Genomic DNA, 19602 nt, shown 5'->3' on the forward strand with positions numbered 1-19602 from the left:
GCAGTTTTACCCCTGGGGCGGAAGGAATGGGGGGCCCAGCACTCCATGAAGTGCGCTCGTGATACGGCATGGAATTGACGTATATCATCCATCATAAAGATCAAGGTTATTTCCGTGAGGCAATGGATCAGCAACCGATGTTCCGCCGGTGGCGTCGAGAACTCTGAGAACCGTACCAAGGCGTCATATTGTTCTTCAAGGCTGTTCACACGCACGATACAAAGCATCGGTCCGAAGATCTCTTCTTTACAAATAGTCTGGTCGGTGGTGACGTGGTCGAACAGGCAACCGCCGATGAAGAAGCCCTTTTCGTGGCCAGGCACTTTGAGATCCCAACCATCTACCACCAGGCTCGCTCCGGCCTCGACGCCTGCGTTCACATAGCCGATGACCTTGTCCATGTGCGCGCGTGTGACAAGCGGGCCCTTGTCCAATCCGCGTTCGGTGCCGGCACCGATCTTCAGTGCCTTGATCTGTGGCATCAGCTTGGCGATCCGTCGTCCACTTGATCACCCACACAAACGGCGACGGAGATGGCCATGCAGCGTTCGCCACAGGAGCAGTATGCGGCGCCCATCAACGCGTTGACCGTGTTGTCGAGATCAGCGTCCGGCATAACCACAGCGTGTTTTTTTGCACTGCCCAGCGCCTGCACGCGTTTGCCGCGTCGGGTGCCTTCAGTGTAAATATACTCAGCAATAGGCGTGGAGCCGACAAAGCTTAGCGCCTTGACTTCCGGTACCTCGATTAGCGCGTCGACCGCAATCTTATCGCCAGGCACGACGTTCAGAACGCCCTTGGGTAGGCCGGCATCGTGGAACAGTTGCGCAATTAATAGCGTTGAGCTCGGATCACGTTCCGATGGCTTGAGAATAAAGGTATTGCCGCAGGCGATCGCCAATGGATACATCCACAATGGGACCATGGCTGGGAAATTGAAGGGTGTAATGCCCGCTACCACGCCGATGGGCTGGAAGTCAGACCAGGCATCAATACTCGGCTCTGCGTTGCGGCTGAACTCGCCCTTGAGAATTTCAGGCGCGGCGCAGGCGTACTCGATGTTCTCAATCCCGCGCTTGAGTTCACCCGTTGCGTCCTCCAGCGTCTTGCCATGTTCCTCACTGATCAGTTGGGCAATTTCGGCTTCATTGGATGTGCTGAGTTCAGGCGAACTGAAAATCCGATTTTTTCAACACATTCGGCCAATAGTTGTCGATCGGGCATGCCCGCGTGCAAGAGGATAGACCGCAGGTTGAATCATTCAAAATTGACATGTTCCTTGCAATATAACTTTCGGTAAACGGCAGGCGTCATACCGACCTTGCGTATGAAAAGACGGCGCATGTAGGCGCTATCCTTGAAGCCGCAACGTTGCGCAATGACCGCGATCGATGAGTCGTTTCTCAAAAGCATTCGCTCCGCTGCCGTGATTCGCTGGCGATGAATCGCCTCTGTGATGGTGACGCCGAATGCCTGGCGAAATACCCGTCCAAGGTAGTCGGCATTGCAACGAAGCAATTCAGCGAGCGACGACGCGCCAAGCTCATCCCCGAACCGGATGCCAATCTGTTGTCGGGCACGGTAGGCCAAGGCCATGCCTCGTTCGGCAATGCCCGTTTTCTCCTGATGACGGGACAGCCGCTGCAGCATCAGGAGCACTAGCAGCCCTAAGGTTTCAGGCGGTGCGCCATCTTCCTGTTCACCGAGAAAAAGCCTGAGCAGGGCCACGAATCGCTCAGGCTCTGTCACTGCAGTTCGGCGTCGCACCACAAAGGACCCGCTCTCCGGAGCGGTAGTGGGCGCCAGCTCGAAATGCAACCAGTAGAAACGCAATGCGGGGTCATAATCAGTGATTCCTTCATGCAATTGTCCGGGTTGCAGCAGTAGGGTTTCGCCTGCACCCAACACGAAGTCTTCGTCTTGCTCGCGCAAAGCAAGACTGCCCTTGTCCACGTAAATCAACTCGTAAGAGTCGATGACCCTTCGCGGATGCCGACCCACCCCGCGCGAAATGAAATAGCCGCCGTTCTGCGCCACGATTGGACTTGCGAATTTCAAAGCCAACATAAGAACGCTCTCCAATAGCCAACTGACGTACTTACCGTGTAAACCTTCAAGGAAAGTCGGAATCGTCCCGCTCTTCTACCGTTTAGCTCTCTTGAGGAGAGGCTCGGGCAGGTGCCACCATACTGACCACACGGCCTGCGTTTTCAAGCGCAATACCGTCCAAACGCCTGTTATGCAGCCAGGCGCTAATAATTACAAGAATTGGAGAGCATTGCATGACTACGTCAGCCTTGGCGTCCGCGGTTGCGGCCTCGACGCAATCGCAGCCTACAACATTATCCCGCTCGGAAAAATTTGGGTATGGCTTGGGTGATGCGGGAGGCACGATCATCACCTGCTTGATTGCCAACTTCCTCACGTTCTTCTACACCGACGTCTTTGGACTGACCCCTGCCGTTGTGGGCACGTTATTTCTGTTGTTGCGCGTCGTGGACGCCGTCGCTGACCCCTTAATGGGCGCCATCGCCGACCGCACCAATAGCCGTTTCGGGCGTTTTCGCCCTTGGCAACTCTGGGCTGCCTTGCCTATAGGCTTGGCTGGCATTCTTACCTTCAGCACGCCGGAGTTGAGCGCTACGGCCAAGATCGCCTACGCCTTTATCACCTACCTAATACTGTCGCTGAGCTACAGCGCAATCAACGTACCGTACTGCGCGCTGATCAGCACCATGACCAAGGACCATCAGGACGTCATGTCTTGCCAGACCTGGCGCTTCATGCTCTGTGGCGTCTCCGGTTTCCTGGTGTCGGTGGGCCTGCCGTGGATGGTCGACATGCTTGGGCAGGGCGACATCGCAAAAGGTTACCACTGGGGCGTGACGATACTCTGTGGCGTGGCCGTGGCCATGTTTCTATGGTGCTTCTTCAGCGTGCGCGAACGCATCACGCTGACCGAACTGGGTACCTTCAGCCTACGCCAGCACTTGGCGGGCATGCGCCAGAACGATCAACTGATGTTGATGCTGGCGTTGTCATTTCTATTGATTAACGTGCTCAATATTCGCGGCGGCGGTTATCTGTATTTCATTACCTATGTCCTGTACGGCGATACGGCCTATACGTCGCTGTTTTTCGGCATGGTGGCTGTGGCGACCATTCTGGGAGCCTTTCTAGTGCCGATTTTGTCGCGCGGCATCGATCCATTGAAACTGTACCTAGGGATCAACCTATGGTTGGCGCTCTGGAGCGCCGGGCTCTATTTTGTCCCAGCCTCCGAAAACCAAGCAGGTCTGTGGCTAGCGTTGATATTCATCACGTGCCTCATCCAGGGCATGACATTACCTTTGCATTTTTCCTTCATGGCCTTCGCCGATGATTATGGTCGTTGGAAAACCGGAATTCGCTCGTCGGGCATGAACTTCGCGGCCAATCTGTTCTGCATCAAGTTGGCGTGGGCCTCCGGCGCCTTGGTTATCAGCATTCTCTTCACCCTAGTGGCCTACCAGCCGGGCCAGTCTGCGCAGACCCCCGCCTCCCTGGGTGGCATTACTCTGCTGCAAACCCTGATTCCCGCCGCATTTCATCTGCTGCTGGCCGCAGTGCTGGCTTACTGCAAGTTGGATCGAACTTTACTAAAACGCATATCCGCAGAATTGAAGACTGTTTGATCCCAAAGGAGAATATTTCATGTCTGATTACAACAACAGCATCGGCAACACACGTGCACAAGTCGTGGATGGCTTTTGGACGACCTACCAGAAGTTGGTCAGGGACGTCGTGATTCCCTACCAATGGGACGCGTTGAATGATCGCATTGATGAAGCCGAGCCTAGTCATGCGATCGAGAACTTCCGTATCGCGGCGGGTCGGCAACAAGGAGAACACCATGGCATGGTGTTTCAGGACAGCGATGTCACCAAGTGGATCGAGGCGGTCGCCTATCAATTGAGTGGGGCCGGCGATTCAACTTATGAGGCGATCGTTGACGAGGTGGTCGAACTCATCGGTGCCGCACAGCAGGAAGACGGTTACCTCAATACCTATTTCACAGTCAAGGCGCCGGCAGACCGCTGGTCCAACCTGGCCGAATGTCACGAATTGTACTGTGCCGGGCACTTGATCGAAGCAGCGGTAGCCTATTACCAGGCCACAGGGAAAACTGCGTTGTTGGAAATCGCGAGACGGTTGACCGACCACATCGATCACGTCTTCGGTCCGGCACCGGGCCAATTGCGAGGTTACCCCGGTCATCCTGAGATCGAATTGGCGTTGACGCGTCTCTACGAGGTCACGAACGAGGAGCGTTATTTGCGTCTGTGCCGTTTTTTCGTGGAGGAGCGTGGGCGGACACCTCACTTCTATGATGAGGAATATGCACGCCGAGGACACACCTTCTACTGGCACAGCCACGGGCCCGCGTGGATGATCAAAGACAGGGCCTACAGCCAGGCGCATGAGCCCATCGTCCAGCAGACAAAAGCGGTGGGGCACGCGGTTCGCTTGCTTTACCTTTATACGGGGGTCGCCCATCTGGCGCGACTGAGTAACGATACGCAACAGGCCGCAGCCTGCCATCGCATCTGGGACAACCTGACTCAGCGCCAGATGTACGTGACCGGCGGCGTCGGCGCGCAAAGCCATGGCGAGGCCCTTGCCAGCGATTATGATCTGCCCAGCGACACCGCTTATGCCGAGAGCTGCGCCTCGATTGCCCTGGTAATGTTCGCCCGGCGCATGCTTGAACTGACGCCAGAAGCGCGCTACGCCGACGTCATGGAGCGCGCACTGTACAACACGGTACTCGCCGGCATGGCCCTGGACGGTCGGCACTTTTTCTACGTCAATCCCCTTGAAGTGCACCCGTCGGATTTGGCGGGCAACCATCTCTACGATCACGTCAAAGCGGTACGCCAGCGCTGGTTTGGATGCGCCTGCTGCCCGCCGAATATTGCACGCATCCTGGGCGCGCTGGATCAGTACATCTACCTTCTGCGCCAGGACGTCCTCTATGTGAACCTGTATATAGGCAGCGACTTGCGGTTTGAGGTTGCTGGTAAGACTTGGCATCTGCAACAGCGTGGCAACTATCCTTGGCAGGGAAAAATCAGCTTCACCCTCAGGGGGCATGAAAGCGTAAGCCTAACCCTGGCCCTGCGTATGCCGGACTGGTGTGCTGCTCCGGAGGTTTGGGTAAACGGCGAACGGTTCGAGTCAGAGGCGTCGATGCTTGCGGGCTACTTGCGAGTAGAACGAGAGTGGAGTGAGGGGGATCGAGTCGATGTGATCCTGCCGATGTCACCTGTGCGACTCAGGGCCCATCCCGCCGTACGCAAATTAGCCGGCAAGGTCGCCGTGCAACGCGGTCCGATAGTTTATTGCCTGGAACAGGCTGACAACGGTACGGAGCTGCATCAATTGGCATTGGCGCAAACGGCCGTTTTCACTGAGGTCGATGGCCAGGGCGCGCTGGAGGGGATGGTGCAACTTAAAACTGAAGGGCTACGATTAGCGACGGTTGATCCAGAGCAGCCGCAAAGCTTGTATAGCCAGGCCGCTGCCCCGAGGCCGAGTGCGCAGACGTTGACCTTCACGCCTTATTTCGCTTGGGCCAATCGGGGAGAAGGCGAAATGCGGGTCTGGGTGGACGAGCGATAGCCACGCCAACGCGGATTACTAACAGTGGTCCGGAGTGTGCTGAGCACAGTTAAAAACAAGCCTAAACATCTCCTGCTGCCGAGGCTTTGAGCAATCGGCAAGCAGGAGCGGCATCTGCACGAAAGGCTGTTGTTAAAATAGCGATATCGTTTATGCGTAATGCCGACGTCTGAATGAAAGCAATATGAGTAACTAAGGTTGCTTGAATCTAAATTGCCAGTGTTTTAAAAGTCGTTTTTTTAAAACTTGGTTTTTGCTGCGCGCTTCACCTTAAAATAATAATTAGAGAGCATATCATGAATATAAACACAGGCTTGCTAGCCGCTTTGTTAGTGTCGATAGTCTTTCATCAAGATGCCCAGGCACTCGAAACCGACGGGTACCTGCGTAGCGGGCTGGGTAACTCTTCGGGATCCGGCGCGATGCGCTGTTTCAAGTTGCAGGGCGCTCAATCAAAATATCGCTTGGGCAATGAGTGTGAGCAATATGGCGAACTTGGCCTCAAGCAGGATTTATATACCCTCGGCGACGGTTCGGTGTTCGGCGTGTATGGCATGGTTGGCTTTCTCAATCAATACGATCGAACACCGACCTTCAACGGTGACAACGGGCAAATACGCGCGGTTCAGGCCTACAGTTACTGGAATAATATTGCCGCGCTCAACGGCGGTAATCTATGGGCAGGCCGACGCTACTACAAACGTAATGACGTCAATATTTCAGATTTTTTTTATTGGAACCAGAGTGCGACCGGCGCGGGCCTTGAGAACGTTAATGTCGGTGGCCTGAAGTACAGCCTGGCCTTTTCGCGCAAGGATAACCAAAACCAGAAAGAAGTGCAGAGTCGCATTGATTTTAACGTGGCGGGGTTTGAAACCAACCCCAAGGGCGCGCTCGAGATTGGTTTGAGTTATCTCGAAAAACCCAGCCGACAGGCCAATGCCCACAGTGGTGTGGCTGTGACGTTGCAGCACAAACAGAGCGATTTCATGGGGTGGGGCGGGGTGAACACTTTTGCTGTGCAAGGAGGCCAGGGCCCGGGCACGGCGCTAGGCAGCACCGGCGATTCGACCCTGAGCAACGCTGACGTTTCCTATCGCGTGCTGGATTACTTCGACTGGCAGTTGACCCGCAACTGGGGTGGCCAGCTCGCCGCGGTATATCAACGTGACAAGCGTCCGAACGGCAGCGATCTGCACTGGACCTCACTGGGCGGTCGCCTGGTTTACGGTTTTTCCGAGCGGTTCAAGGTCTCTACCGAAATGGGGCATGATAGTGTTCAGGCCTCGGGCGGTACCCGCAAGCTGAGCAAGTTCACCGTGGCCCCCACCTGGTCGCCAAAGGGGCCGCAGTTCAAGTCGCGACCGGAGTTCAGGTTGTTCTACTCCTATGCAGTCTGGAACAAGGCGGCTCAAGCCGCGGCGGACCAGTTTGATCCAGGCTCGACACTGTCCAGTACCGGTACCTTTGACAGTGACTTACATGGTTCGAATATCGGTCTTCAAATCGAGCAGTGGTGGTAAGCCACCGCATGCTGGTGATTGAGGAAAACCTCTGGCCAACTGAGATCGATGGGAGGCGGTTGCCCCGGCTGAGCCCCTGCAGGCGCGCCCCGCAATACTGTCTGCATATATCAAGCCCTCCAGCCATGTTTGCCGCCCATTGGCGAAGCGAATAGACAGAGATGCAGCAATCCGGCGTCGGTATTGGTTGCCTCAAGATCCAGCTGCGCGCGCTGCTTTCCCTGCTTCTCCTAGTAGCTACGGGCAGGGAGAGGGATACCAGCTTTGCGGCAAGCCTTGGCGACGGCGACGTCAGACACACCGACGTCCTGAGCCAACTTGACCATCGGCGTTTCCCATACTTTTTCGAACAGTTCCGCAATGGAGAAGGTCACTAATGTGTACATGCAGTCTGCCATCCCAATCTATCGCGAGTTTAGGTCAACTCGGTCGGAGCGGATGTTAAATTTCAGAGAGTTTTTGGGCACAAGCAGTCCACATGGCGGGCGTGTTCCGCTGGTGCTGAAAAGGCATCATTGACTCGGTCGGCGCGTGCTCGCTCGTGACGAGATGAGCCTGCCGTCCTTCACGGACCGACGCGTCATCGTCATCTCGTAAACCACCGCCTAACTGTCCAGACCGGACGCTTCCCGTCCGGTTGGCTATGGATAGAAGGAAATGGCACAGCCCGGAGTCACCCCTTCTTGGCCCTTGATACTCCCCAAAAACGAGTCCAGAATTAAGTCTTTTCCTGCTTCGGCAAGAAAAGAAACCCCTTAGATTTCAACGAGTCGGACACCTGATGCGAGTCTCGTTTCCCGCTCCAAGATTCAGAAAAAAGCCACTCAGATGAGTGGCTTTTTTTTGTGCCTGAAAATTGCTTTCGCCCATGCCTACAGGTCTTTCCGGCCCATGCTGTGTAAAAACGCAGTTCCAGAATGCATGGCACGCCAGCACCGACCCCCAAAATCCGCCGGGTCTGCGCGCAGTGGGCATGTTAAGACTATGCTAATCGCCACTGCAGGCCATGTACTGGTTTGAGTTGTCGTCCGCCAAGGAAAGGAGTCTGTACGTGTCTGGTTCTTCATACCCGGTTCTATTATCGCAATGGCCTCATGAGCCGTCCGGCCCGCCGAAGAAGCGTTGGTCGGCAACGCCGCAGTGGCCTCACCCACAGGCAGTCAATCCCAGGCACGATGGAGATCGGTATGAAGGCTGACCCGATCTACGCAGTCCTCTGGCGCTTCGCCGCCTGCATGGGCGGGTTGCTGATGATTGCCGCCAGTCCGGCCCACGCTGCCGACAGCGGTATCGCCGGCGGCCCGACCGCAAGCCATAGCATTGCCTTCAGCAATTCATACGCGGGCAGCGATTTTCGTAAGGTGATGGTGCGCAATTGGCAGGAGATAGCAGCGCAAGCGCAAAAGGAGGGTTTGATCCGTGAGGCGCCGGTGGTCAGTGCCAATAATTCGGCGTCGGAACAAGCGGCCCATATCCAGGACTTGATCGTCAAGGGCGTCGACGCCATCGTCATCCTGGCCGCGTCCGACACGGCGCTCGATGGGGTGATCCGCGATGCGTGTAACGCCGGCATCGTGGTGGTGGTCATGGCCAGCCTGGTCACCGAAGGCTGCGTCTATACCGTGGACTACAACTGGTCCGCCATGGGCCGCATAGAAATTGATTACATTGCCAAGCGCCTCAAGGGTAACGGCACGCTGCTGGAGATCCGCGGCATTGCTGGTGATGCCACCGATAAAAATATCAGCGACGGCATTCGTCAGGCCGCCAGTGAATATCCGGGCCTGAAGTTCGCCAAGACCGTGTACGGGAACTGGACAGGCGCTGTGGCGCGCAAGGAGGTGGCGCTGGCGCTGCCGTCGCTGCCCGGCATTGATGCCGTCGCGACCCAGGGGGGCGACGGGTATGGCGCGGCGATGGCGTTCAAGGCGGCGGGCCGACCATTGCCGATCATCGTGATGGGTAACCGTCAGGATGAACTTGCCCTGTGGAAACAGGAACGCGATGCCAATGGCTACGAGACCGTCTCTGTTTCGGCTTCCCCCAGTGTCTCCCAAGTGGGGTTCTGGGTCGCCCAGCAGGTTCTGGCGGGCAAGCAGGTGCCCAAATTCGTCGAGGTGCCGCTGGTGCGTATCGATGCGAAAGACTTGGACGCCTGGCTTGCCGACATGCCGGTGGGGGGGGCCGCCAATCCGTTCTACAGCCAGGCTTCCGTTGCGGCAATGATCGACGCGGCCATCAACCATACGGCGCCGCCGGCGCCTTTGCCGGAGGTGATGAAGCAGTAATGGCGGGCAGGGAGCGAGGATGCGGGGCGCCATGTTGACATTCAAACCGGTCGTGGACCGGCCCATTGCCGTCAAAATTGGCCTGGCGGTCGCCGCATTGGTGTTCCTGATGCTGGCGGTTTCGCTAGTGAACCTCTACGGGCTGCGAGGCATGGTGCGCGCGGTGGATTCTGCCAGCCATTCCGCAGAAATTCTGGCGTCGGTCAACGCGGCCACCGGTCGCGTGGAAAACTTCATCGCCACCCGCGACCAGCAAAGCCTGGCCCAGGCCGAAAGCATGGTTGCGACGGCTATCGCCGGGCTCACCGCTATTCCGGTGGCCGAAGCGCAGTCGCTCAACGGCAGCCTGGAGCGGCTCGCCGCAGCGATCACGGCCTTGCGCGTGGCGAGCCTGACCATGGATGGCGAAACCGAGAACATGACCGCCCATTACGGCCGGATGCGAGAGGCAACGACCCTGGTCGAACAGGGCATCGCCGATGGGTTGAAGGGGCTCGACGCTCGCGCCGTTGAGCACAAGGCGCGGGTGAGCGACATCGACAGTGCCCACCGCATCCTCAATGTCCTGCGCAACGGCGAACGGATCATTACCGCCAATGTCGCCAGGGTGCTGGTGACCGGGGATGCGGCAGCCGCCGCTGCGGCGCATAGCGCTAGCGTCGCGCTCCAGCCCGTGGTCGAACAATTGCGCGAGGTGATGGGGGCGCCGCAGCAGAGCGAGGCCCTCGACCAGTTGGCCGCAGCGCTCGCGGCGGCTGGCGTGGCGGTTGAGCGCCTTGGCGAGGCGCCCAGACTGCGAGGGGGCGAAGCCTTGCGGCATCTGGCCGCCGTCGCAGATGGGGCGGGACGCCTCGAGACGATGTTGGATGATGTGGATGGCGACGTCGCCCACGACGCCAGCGATATTCAGGCGGCCACCGGCTTGCTGCACAATGCCGCCGCGCTATCCAAGCGTTTCGCCGAGCGCGTGGCGACCTTGGAGGCGCAGACCTTGTCGTTTCGTCTGTCACCGTCGGCCGAGGTCGCCAAATCCGTCGTCACCCTCCTGGACGAGCTATCCCGTCTCTCTCGGGTGCTTCCATCCTCCGTGGGGCTGCAAGCCACGGCGACGCCGCTGACGGTCAGCGAACAGATTGCCGGCTATCGGGCGGCATTCGCCAGGTTCCATCAAGCGAGCAACGCCTTGAGCGACGCGCGCGACCAGGTTCGCAATGAAGCACGCAGCGCGGGCCTGTTGGTTGCTCGTTTTGCGGGCCAAGCGCGCTCCGACGCCTTGGTCCACAATGATCGCGGCATGCTGGCGACGATCATTGCGGTCACCGTCGCTATCCTGCTGGCCGGCGCCATTGCCTGGAGCACCTCACGATTTATCGCGCAGCCCATTGTGGCCCTGGCCTCGGTCATGCGCCGGCTTGCGGCGGGCGACCTGCACGCCGAAATCGCCAGCGCCGGGCGCGGTGATGAGATTGGCATCATGACCCGCGCCGTTCGGGTGTTCCAGGAAACTGCCCTGCGCATCCGCGTGCTGGAGGCCGAGGCCGAAGCCGAACGACAGCAAGTCCAGGCCTCTTTGGAGCGCATGGTCGCCGAGCGCACCGACACCCTGCATCACCAGACCGAGGTGCTGGAGGCGCAGGCCGTCGAGCTTATTGAGGCGCGCAACCAGGCCGATACGGCCAACCAGGCGAAAAGCGATTTCGTGGCCACCGTCAGCCACGAATTGCGCACCCCCTTGACGCTCATTCTCGCGCCTCTGGAGCAGCTTTCGGCGGCGGCCACCCCGCCCGCAGACTGGCGAGTACAGATCGAGCGCGCCCAGCGCAATGCGCTGCGCTTGATGAACCGGGTGAACGACATCCTCGATTTCTCCAAGGCCGAAGCGGGCAAGTTCGAGGTGTGCCCAGCGCCCGTCGACTTGAACAAAGCAGTGGGCGTGTTGGCCGAGGATGCCGCCCTGGTGGCCGAGAGCAAAGGCTGCACCTTGACGTGCAGCATCGATCCCTCGCTGGGCACGGTGTTCCTGGACCCCCGGCACTTCGAGAAGATCCTGCTCAACCTGGTGAGCAATGCCATCAAGTTCACCCCCGCTGGCGGCACGGTGCACGTGGCAGTCACGCCGATCGATGGCGAGCGATTTGAGCTGGCGGTGCACGACTCGGGGATTGGCATTGCTGCCGACAAACTGCCGCTGCTGTTCCAGCGCTTTTCCCAGATCGATAATTCCGCCACGCGCCACTACAGCGGCACAGGCATCGGCCTGGCGCTGGTCAAGGATCTGGTCGAATTGATGGGGGGCGAAGTCGGCGTCAACAGCGAACCCGGACGCGGCTCGTGTTTCTTCGTTCGACTGGCGCTGGGGGTTGAGAAAAACACCGTGCCGACCGACGCCGGCACGCTGCGCGAGCAGTCTTCACCGAGCGCGACAGGCTCGGCCGAGCAGCGCCAGCTGCGTTTCGACGACGGCCGCCAGGACGGTTCGACGCATGACGCAGACGACGAGCAGCTGCCGGAACACGCCTCGCGATCCAGAGTGCTGGTGGTCGACGACAGCCCGGAAATGCTCAGCTATCTGCGCGAGCTGTTGCACGACGACTACCTCGTCGCCACCGCCACGGATGGCGAACAGGCGTGGGCACTCCTGCAGCGTCGACCCATCGATGTCGTCGTTTCGGATGTGATGATGCCGCTGCTCGACGGCTTCGGCCTGACCGCCAGGATCAAAGCCAGCGCGGGTTTTGCCCATTTGCCCGTGATCCTGGTGACCGCCCGCGGCGGTAGTGATGCCTGCGTAACCGGGTTGGAAAGTGGCGCCGATGACTACCTCGCCAAACCCTTCTCGCCGCTGGAACTCAAGGCTCGCGTCCGCGCGGCGCTACGCATGAGCCAGGTACAAACCGAACTGCACGCAAAGTCCCGCCAGGCGGGCATGGCCGAAATCGCCACGGCGGTGCTGCATAACGTCGGCAACGTTCTTAACAGCGTGAACGTCTCGGCAGACCTGGTCAGCAACCAGTTGCGCGCTTCGAAAGCCCAGGGCTTGAGCAGGGTGGCTCAGTTGATGAGCGAGCACGCCAACGACCTGGGCGACTTTCTCACCCAAGACCCCAAAGGCAAGATGCTGCCCGATTACCTGGTCAAGCTGGCGCAGGCGGTGACGGCAGAGCAGCAAGGCATTGTCCAAGAGCTCGGGCAACTCACCAAGGGCATCGACCACATCAAAACCATAGTTGCGGCCCAGCAGTCCTACGCCGTTGCTGTCAGTGTCGTGGAGGCAGTCTCGGTCACGGCGCTAATCGATGATGCCTTGCGCATGAGTGCCGGCTCACTGGAGCGCCAGGGGGTAGCGGTGGTCAAGGCGATTGCCGAGTTGCCCCTGCTCTCGCTGGACCGGCACCGGGTGCTGCTGATTTTGGTGAACCTGATCGGCAATGCCAAGCACGCGTTGGAGGGCGTGGTCGATCGTAGCCCGAGCGTCACGCTCCAAGCGTGCCTGGATGACGCATCAGCACTGCGCATTTCAGTGGCCGACAACGGCAGCGGAATTACCCCAGAGCACCTGGCGCGGATTTTTTCGCATGGCTTCACCACTCGCAAAGACGGTCACGGCTTTGGTCTGCACAGCTGCGCACTCGCGGCACAGGAAATGGGGGGGCGCTTGACTGTACACAGCGACGGCGCCGGGCAGGGCGCGACGTTTACCCTGGTTATTCCCCTGGATGCTTCGCTGAGTCAGGGATAAAAACCGACTCACTCGCGGCGTTGTATCTGCTCCAGTATCAGGCTGTCGGTGATGTTCATGTCGTCCAGTAACAGAAACATCTTGCTCAGCACCTCGGCCATTTTCTGATCGGTGTCGGCAAACGGCAGGTAGAACTCCTTGACGCCGCTGCCGACGGGCACGATGCACAGGTAATTGCCGGGCTCGATATGGATGGCTGCGCTGCCCAGATGAATGCGATAGTTCGCGCGCTGCCCGGTGATGTACAGAAAATGCCCTGCGCATTTAACGTTTCTCAACCCTAGCCCCTGAATCAATTCGCCGACCAGTTCGGCGCGGCGTTGCAGGGTTTCGTTGCTGCTGCTGTAGTCGTCTGCGGCGTGGGCCACGGAGACCAGCAGGTCGGCGTCACGCATGACTTCCGAGAACAACAGCGGCGGCACTTGCTCAAGGGGGATAGCTTTATGGTCGCGGTAGAACGCGATCGTGTCGAAGGTGACGTGCTCGGTTTCCGAGAGGTAATGGCCCGTGTCCAAAAAGTTGAACAGGGCGTAAATGCCGTGCTCCTTGCTCTCGTAATAGATGTCTTCGACGCTTGAGGTCGACCAGTTACGGACCTGCAGCAGCCGGGCGGCGACTTTGCTTTTGAGGCGATGGCCGGCAAAACGGTGGGTCCACAGGCCGCTGTCTCGCTCGGCAGGCGTCAACAAGTACAACTCGCGAAAGGCCTGTTTGAACGGCTGCACGCGGCGATGGGTGATCACTTCTTTTTGCCAGGCCGAGAGTTGGCCTGCGGTGAACAGATGGAAAGGGTGAGCAATACGCAGGTTCTTTTTCGCGAGATGTTGGCGGCCCTCAAGGTCAGTCACCGTCAGCGTTGTGCTATCGAGCCAGCCCAGCACAGTGTCGTCGGCCTGCACGATCAGTTGTTCCATCAGCAGGCGAACCGCCGGCATGTTCAACAGGGGTTTGAGGTCTTCGAGCGCCAGGGTTTCGCCGCTGCTCATCATCGCTTCGAGGGTGCGGCACAAGCGCGCGATCTGCTCCTTGAGCCCGGTTTGCTGCATCTTGAGCGCGATGAAGGCGGTGTGTTTGCGAATCGCAGGCGGTGCGGTTTTCAGCGTTTTTCCGGCTTTGCCGATGTGCAGCGTGGGCGACAAACCGTCAATAAGCAGGGTGATGTCGTAGCCATCGATGTGGGCGGCCGTTACGGCGGCTTCGGCGATCTGCGCTTCCATGGCCCATTCCAGGCGGATTGCCGAGGGGTAACCGGCGACGCGTGCGAGGTTTTCCAGGCCAGCCTGTATCGCCGCATGGGAGTTGGCCTGCCGTTCGGCGCCGTATTTACGCACGTCTTTATGCAGTTTCTTGAATGTCAGATAGCGTTGGCGTACATCGTCCGCCTCCGTGACGGGCAGCACGCCGTAGATGCGCATTGCCGCCTGTGCGTGGCGGGTCAACTTCTTTTCCAGCGCCGCTCGGCCGATGCCCTGGTAGGCGTCGAGCAGTATTCGCGTCTCGGGAAACGCCCAGGGCGAGGGGGCGAGTGCCGCGAGGTACTCGCGCAGGTGGTTTGGGTCGGCTTCGGCCAGCGCCTTGTCCAGCAGGTAACGGTCCACCACGCCCACGGTTTCATCTAGCGTATTGGGCAGGTCGGTGCCCCAGTCGGACTGAGGTGCCAGGGCAATGCTCAGGTATTCACGCTGGAAGGCTTGCAGGTCACTCCAGCCGAGAGCGTCGAGTACCACTCGGCTGGCTTGCCCGGCATAGGGCAGGGCGGTCAGCAGGCTGTTTCTTGAAAACCCGCCGAGTGCCGCGAGCAGCTCCGCCGACGAGGGCTTGGGCAATGCCTGAAGCAACAGGAAGCGCTCGAGCACTGCGGCGGTATCGGCCCAACGCTCGAAAAAATCCTCCGGCGTCATGCGCAGTCGTTCGACGACCGCCAGGGCCTGCAGCAGCCAGCGGGCCTGATACACCTCAACCGAACGGAACGTGTCGGCCAGCTTCTGGGCGTTATCGGGCAACCCAGCCAAGGCGTCCTCGATATAGCGAACGGTGAAGCGTGCCAGCTCAGGATGGCTGGCTGCGGGTGCTCGCGTAGTGGGGGCATCGCTGTGGGATGATTCGTCATCGTCGAGCACGTCATCGGCGTACCGATCCATGTCCACATCATCGCTGTCCAGCCCGGTGTCGTCTGTGTAGAACATCATGGCGCGCCCCCAGGTAGTGGCCGCCCGCACGAAGCGCGGGTAATCGAGGCGGCCGGCTTCGAGCAGGCCCAGCGCGATGCGCTCGATTTCCTGGTGCACGTAGGGATACGCGTCGGCGACTTTCGTAGGCTCCTCGTCTGGCGTTGAAGGGGGCTGCTCGCGGTTCCAGTCGCCGTCCAGCAACCATTCGGCGAACGCCTGCCAGGCTGCGGTTGGCGGGTAGTTGCTCAGGCGGTTGATGCAAGCTTGAACGTCAGGAAAGGCCCAGGCCTGGTCCGGGCGCCTGCGGTAATAGGCGGGGCCGTCTTCGTCAGTGGGCAGTGGGTAGTCGCTGTCTTCGAAGGCAAATTGCAGCATGTGCCGCAGTCGCGCGCAGATCTGCTCCAGCGCGTAGGCGTCCGGATGCGCCGTGACCCACGCATCACAGACTCGATATTGCAGGCCATAGCGCTGTTGATCGCGGCGATCCTCCAGGTCGTCCCAGACGGTAGGGAACACAAAACCATCAGCCAGGGCTTTGGGCCCATCCTTGGGCTGGTGCCTGACCCAGTCATCGGCGATGCGCAGGAAGTCGATGCCGTCCCAGAAGTCCAGTTCGAATTCGTCATATCGGCTGAGTTCGGGATAGTCATCCAGCGCTCTGTCACAAAATGCTCGCAGCGCAGCGAGGCGGGTGGCTTGGTCGGGCGCAGGGCGGCGTGAGTGCATGATGGGTATCCGAGAAAGTGAGCGACGAGGATCAACCGCCAATCAGCGGCACCAGACGGATAAATGCGAGGGTGGAAGGTGGGCCCAATTGGATCGACTCATCAAGCCGTTGCAGCATGACGCCGTTATGCAGAACGCGAAACGCACGGGTTTCAAACCCTTTCAAGGCGCGCTCGACCTCAACACCGACATCCAACTGCGCAGGCGCGCTGGCCTGAGGCATCGCAATCGCGCCGGCACCGGCTTGCTGGCGAATGTCGTGCTCGCTCAGGTATTGGCGGTCGAGCACTTCGCGCACCGACAGGTGTTCCAGCCAGTGCTGCACCGACAGCGCGGCAATCTGTTCGGTAACGGTCAGGCGAATAAGCTCGGCGACGGTCAAGGTCAGGGAGGCCGGTATCAGGGTGATAGGCGGCAGCAAAAGCTCCTGGCGTGCGCCTTTCAGGCAATAGCTATGAACCACGAACTCCATGACGCATTCCTTGCAAGCCAGGCCAGCCGGGCGGATGGCGCATCAGCATAGCCCGGTCGGCAATAAACGTCATCGCGCGGCGCGATCGGGAGCAGCGATAGAAACCTGCCAGGTCAACGATGATCGGTTTGACCATATCCCCCCAGGGGGGATAGGATGCCGGCGCAATTCACTGATTCCCGAGGGTCAAGTCATGAGTGAGCACGAACACAGCCACCCACATACCCATCAAAGTCATGAGGCGATCATCAAGCGCCTGAAGCGCGCGGACGGCCATCTACGCAGCATCATCACCATGATCGAAGAAGGTCGTGAATGCGTGGACATCGCCCAGCAGCTGCACGCGGTGGAAAAAGCGGTATGCCAGGCCAAGCGCACGTTGATCCAGGACCACATCGATCATTGCCTGGAAGATACCGTTTCGGCGCTGGGCACCGGCGAGCGCGGTCCGTTGGAAGCGTTCAAACAAATCACTAAGTACCTTTGAGCCGACATGCCTAATTTTGCTGAACTGCTGCAACAAGGCGGGGCTAACGCCTGGTTGTATTTCCCCAGCGCTATTTTGCTGGGGGCGCTGCACGGCCTGGAGCCGGGCCATTCGAAAACCATGATGGCCGCGTTCATCGTGGCCATCCGTGGCTCGGTCAAACAGGCGGTTTTACTGGGGCTGGCCGCGACGTTGTCGCACACGGCCGTGGTCTGGTTGGTCGCCATCGGTGGCATGTACCTGGGCAAGGGGCTGGACGCGCAAACCACCGAACCTTACTTCCAGCTTGCGTCTGCGGCACTGATCATCGGGATTGCGCTTTGGATGCTGTGGCGCACCTGGCGTGGTGAGCGGATGTTTATGTCCGAGCAGGGCGCTGGTCATTCCCATGACCCTCATGATGAGACCCACCGGATCGATACTGGCCATGGCCGTGTTGAATTGGCGATCTTCGAAGACGGCGTTCCGCCGCGCTGGCGCCTGACAACGTTGACCGGCCATGCGTGGGGCGCCGCCGATGTTCGCCTGATGACAACCCGTCCGGACGGCGCCAGGCAATCGTTCTCTTTCGTAGAGCGCGACGGCTACCTGGAGTCTGCCATCGATGTCCCGGAGCCTCATGAGTTCAGCGCACGCTTGAGTCTTGGGCATGCGGGCCACTCCCACGACTACGATTTGGAATACCAGGAGCATGACCATGCGCATGCCGGACTGGAGCTGTCGACTGATGGCTATCAGGATGCGCATGAACGTGCCCATGCCAACGATATCCGCAAGCGCTTCACCCGCCGCGAAGTCACGACCGGCCAGATCGTCATGTTCGGCCTGACGGGCGGCCTGATTCCTTGCCCGGCAGCCATCACCGTGCTGTTGCTGTGTCTGCAGGTTAAAGAGGTTGCCCTGGGGGGCATGCTGGTCCTGTGTTTCAGCATCGGATTGGCGCTCACCTTGGTTACGGTCGGCGCTGCGGCGGCGGTGGGTGCCAGGCAGGCTTCCAGCCGTTGGCCATGGTTGGGTACCGTGGCTCGCCGGGCGCCATACTTGTCCAGTGCGTTGATCATCGGTGTTGGCCTGTACGTGGGCTTTCATGGCTGGATCGGGTTGAATGCTTGATGCGGCGCGCAGGTGATGAGAGGCCGGCGCGGACCGCGCCGGCGCCCCATTGCGGCGTGCGTCTACTCTCATCGCACAAACACCGGAAACCATGCGCAACTTATTTGATCGGGCGGTGTCTGCATAAAGTATTTCCTCGTATTACAGCGGCTTAGGCTGCGAGAAGAGCGGCGTTTGACATGGGACGCTGCTTTGGAGCGGGTGGGAAAGTGCGCGGTTGCCTGACCGTATATGTAAAGGTAAGCTCATGCGCCTTTTCGTATTGGGGGGTAAGTGTTGGACTTTGATGGGTTTAAAGGGCCACGGAAGGTGCATTGTCGGTATGAAATCAAGCGGCTAAGGCGGATAAATGGATGCTTCAGTTTAATTTGGCAGATCAATTGAACTGCGACTCAAACCCTTCAGGTGAGCAACCTAATTCCGACTTGGATTCCAGGACGGGTGCGCGCACAGCTTTGCCCACAGTTGCTATTTTGCTCTGTACCTACCAGGGGCAACGCTATCTGGCTGAGCAATTGGCTTCTTTCGAGACCCAATCTCACTCCAATTGGAGCGTTTGGGCCTCCGATGACGGTTCAAAGGATGACACGCGAGGGATTCTTGCGGCGTACCAGCAAAAGTGGCCTGAAGGTTCGTTGCATGTGTTCTCTGGGCCGGCGGAGGGCTTTGCCGCCAACTTTGTCTCGCTGACGTGTAATGACACCATCCAAGCGGATTTTTACGCCTATTCCGATCAGGACGATATTTGGGAGGCGGATAAGCTGGCCCGCTCAGTGCAGTGGTTGCAAACCTTACCCGCAGATGTACCTGGCTTATATTGCTCCCGCACCCGGTTGGTTGATGCCGACAACCATGAAATCGGCTTTTCGCCACTCTTTTCCAAACCTCCCAGTTTCGCCAATGCGCTGATGCAAAACATCGGTGGTGGTAACACCATGGTGTTCAATAACTGTGCCAGGCAGCTCCTGCGTGAGGCCGGGGAACACAGACCGGTCGTCACCCATGACTGGTGGGCATATATGTTAGTGACGGGCTGTGGTGGCCAGGTTTTTTACGACCCCGAGCCGACTCTGCGTTACCGTCAACATGGTTGTAACCTGGTGGGCACCAACTCTGGCTGGATGTCTCGCTTCAAGCGTATTCGCATGTTGTTTCAGGGGCGTTTTAAACAGTGGGGCGATAGCAATATTGTCATCTTGAGCGCACTCGAGCATCGACTCACTCCCGAAAACCGGAAAATACTTCACCGCTTTATGGCAGCCCGCAAAATGAGTTTGATCCCACGTTTGATTTGTCTGAAACGCACGGGTATTTACCGTCAAACGTTGCTCGGAAATATCGGGCTTATCACGGCAGCCGTCTTCGGGAAAATTTAATCAATGGCAATCATGAGTAGTGTCTTCACGGAAAGCCATTTGCTGC

10 protein-coding genes and 4 pseudogenes are annotated in these 19602 nt (G+C 58.9%); 10 read left to right on the forward strand and 4 right to left on the reverse strand.

Going from position 1 to position 19602, the window contains the following annotated elements; translation table 11 throughout:
- Positions 1-191: 191 nt before the first annotated feature.
- Positions 192-1156: pseudogene (locus KSS96_RS11400) on the reverse strand (aldehyde dehydrogenase family protein); the annotation flags it as partial.
- A 101-nt stretch (positions 1157-1257) separates the two neighbouring features.
- The gene (locus KSS96_RS11405; protein WP_217856308.1) at positions 1258-2067 is read right to left on the reverse strand and encodes a helix-turn-helix transcriptional regulator; all 810 of its coding nucleotides are present in this window, start codon (positions 2065-2067) and stop codon (positions 1258-1260) included.
- Between the two features lie 215 nt (positions 2068-2282).
- Here KSS96_RS11405 and KSS96_RS11410 point away from each other — a divergent pair, with 215 nt between their 5' ends.
- The 7 genes and pseudogenes from KSS96_RS11410 to KSS96_RS28315 form a co-directional block, all read left to right on the forward strand.
- On the forward strand, positions 2283-3674 hold the full coding sequence (locus KSS96_RS11410; RefSeq protein ID WP_217856310.1) for a glycoside-pentoside-hexuronide (GPH):cation symporter: 1392 nt from the start codon (positions 2283-2285) through the stop codon (positions 3672-3674).
- A 19-nt stretch (positions 3675-3693) separates the two neighbouring features.
- The gene (locus KSS96_RS11415; RefSeq protein WP_217856311.1) at positions 3694-5661 is read left to right on the forward strand and encodes a glycoside hydrolase family 127 protein; all 1968 of its coding nucleotides are present in this window, start codon (positions 3694-3696) and stop codon (positions 5659-5661) included.
- A gap of 296 nt (positions 5662-5957) precedes the next feature.
- The gene (locus KSS96_RS11420) at positions 5958-7184 is read left to right on the forward strand and encodes a maltoporin (protein ID WP_217856313.1); all 1227 of its coding nucleotides are present in this window, start codon (positions 5958-5960) and stop codon (positions 7182-7184) included.
- 1187 nt (positions 7185-8371) lie between these two features.
- Positions 8372-9472 (forward strand): ABC transporter substrate-binding protein, encoded by a 1101-nt coding sequence (locus KSS96_RS11425; RefSeq protein ID WP_083221669.1) that lies wholly within the window; start codon positions 8372-8374, stop codon positions 9470-9472.
- A 1294-nt stretch (positions 9473-10766) separates the two neighbouring features.
- Positions 10767-11816: pseudogene (locus KSS96_RS28305) on the forward strand (sensor histidine kinase); the annotation flags it as partial.
- 198 nt (positions 11817-12014) lie between these two features.
- Positions 12015-12350 (forward strand): annotated as a pseudogene (locus tag KSS96_RS28310) (response regulator transcription factor); the annotation flags it as partial.
- 519 nt (positions 12351-12869) lie between these two features.
- Positions 12870-13211: pseudogene (locus KSS96_RS28315) on the forward strand (ATP-binding protein); the annotation flags it as partial.
- A gap of 8 nt (positions 13212-13219) precedes the next feature.
- On the opposite strand, the gene KSS96_RS11435 reads toward KSS96_RS28315, so the two are convergent.
- Together KSS96_RS11435 and KSS96_RS11440 are read right to left on the reverse strand one after the other, a co-directional pair.
- Entirely contained in the window at positions 13220-16108 is a 2889-nt protein-coding gene (locus KSS96_RS11435) for a DUF4132 domain-containing protein (protein ID WP_065878631.1), read from the reverse strand.
- Positions 16109-16139: 31 nt separating this feature from the next.
- The gene (locus KSS96_RS11440) at positions 16140-16580 is read right to left on the reverse strand and encodes a hypothetical protein (RefSeq protein WP_217856317.1); all 441 of its coding nucleotides are present in this window, start codon (positions 16578-16580) and stop codon (positions 16140-16142) included.
- A 193-nt stretch (positions 16581-16773) separates the two neighbouring features.
- Here KSS96_RS11440 and KSS96_RS11445 point away from each other — a divergent pair, with 193 nt between their 5' ends.
- From KSS96_RS11445 to KSS96_RS11455, 3 genes are all read left to right on the forward strand, one after another.
- Complete coding sequence (locus KSS96_RS11445) at positions 16774-17067, forward strand: metal-sensing transcriptional repressor (protein WP_017526938.1); 294 nt, start codon at positions 16774-16776, stop codon at positions 17065-17067.
- 6 nt (positions 17068-17073) lie between these two features.
- Entirely contained in the window at positions 17074-18180 is a 1107-nt protein-coding gene (locus KSS96_RS11450) for a nickel/cobalt efflux protein RcnA (RefSeq protein WP_017526939.1), read from the forward strand.
- 353 nt (positions 18181-18533) lie between these two features.
- The gene (locus tag KSS96_RS11455; RefSeq protein ID WP_017526940.1) at positions 18534-19556 is read left to right on the forward strand and encodes a glycosyltransferase family 2 protein; all 1023 of its coding nucleotides are present in this window, start codon (positions 18534-18536) and stop codon (positions 19554-19556) included.
- The last annotated feature ends 46 nt before the right edge of the window (positions 19557-19602 follow it).

Origin of the sequence: Pseudomonas asgharzadehiana, assembly GCF_019139815.1 — a bacterium.
In the GTDB taxonomy this organism is placed as follows: domain Bacteria; phylum Pseudomonadota; class Gammaproteobacteria; order Pseudomonadales; family Pseudomonadaceae; genus Aquipseudomonas; species Aquipseudomonas asgharzadehiana.

Bases quoted from the DNA above. Each gene is read 5' to 3' on its own strand.
- KSS96_RS11405 (WP_217856308.1), bottom strand. From the start codon at position 2,067: ATGTTGGCTTTGAAATTCGCAAGTCCAATCGTGGCGCAGAACGGCGGC.
- KSS96_RS11410 (WP_217856310.1), top strand. From the start codon at position 2,283: ATGACTACGTCAGCCTTGGCGTCCGCGGTTGCGGCCTCGACGCAATCG.
- KSS96_RS11415 (WP_217856311.1), top strand. From the start codon at position 3,694: ATGTCTGATTACAACAACAGCATCGGCAACACACGTGCACAAGTCGTG.
- KSS96_RS11420 (WP_217856313.1), top strand. From the start codon at position 5,958: ATGAATATAAACACAGGCTTGCTAGCCGCTTTGTTAGTGTCGATAGTC.
- KSS96_RS11425 (WP_083221669.1), top strand. From the start codon at position 8,372: ATGAAGGCTGACCCGATCTACGCAGTCCTCTGGCGCTTCGCCGCCTGC.
- KSS96_RS11435 (WP_065878631.1), bottom strand. From the start codon at position 16,108: ATGCACTCACGCCGCCCTGCGCCCGACCAAGCCACCCGCCTCGCTGCG.
- KSS96_RS11440 (WP_217856317.1), bottom strand. From the start codon at position 16,580: ATGGAGTTCGTGGTTCATAGCTATTGCCTGAAAGGCGCACGCCAGGAG.
- KSS96_RS11445 (WP_017526938.1), top strand. From the start codon at position 16,774: ATGAGTGAGCACGAACACAGCCACCCACATACCCATCAAAGTCATGAG.
- KSS96_RS11450 (WP_017526939.1), top strand. From the start codon at position 17,074: ATGCCTAATTTTGCTGAACTGCTGCAACAAGGCGGGGCTAACGCCTGG.
- KSS96_RS11455 (WP_017526940.1), top strand. From the start codon at position 18,534: ATGCTTCAGTTTAATTTGGCAGATCAATTGAACTGCGACTCAAACCCT.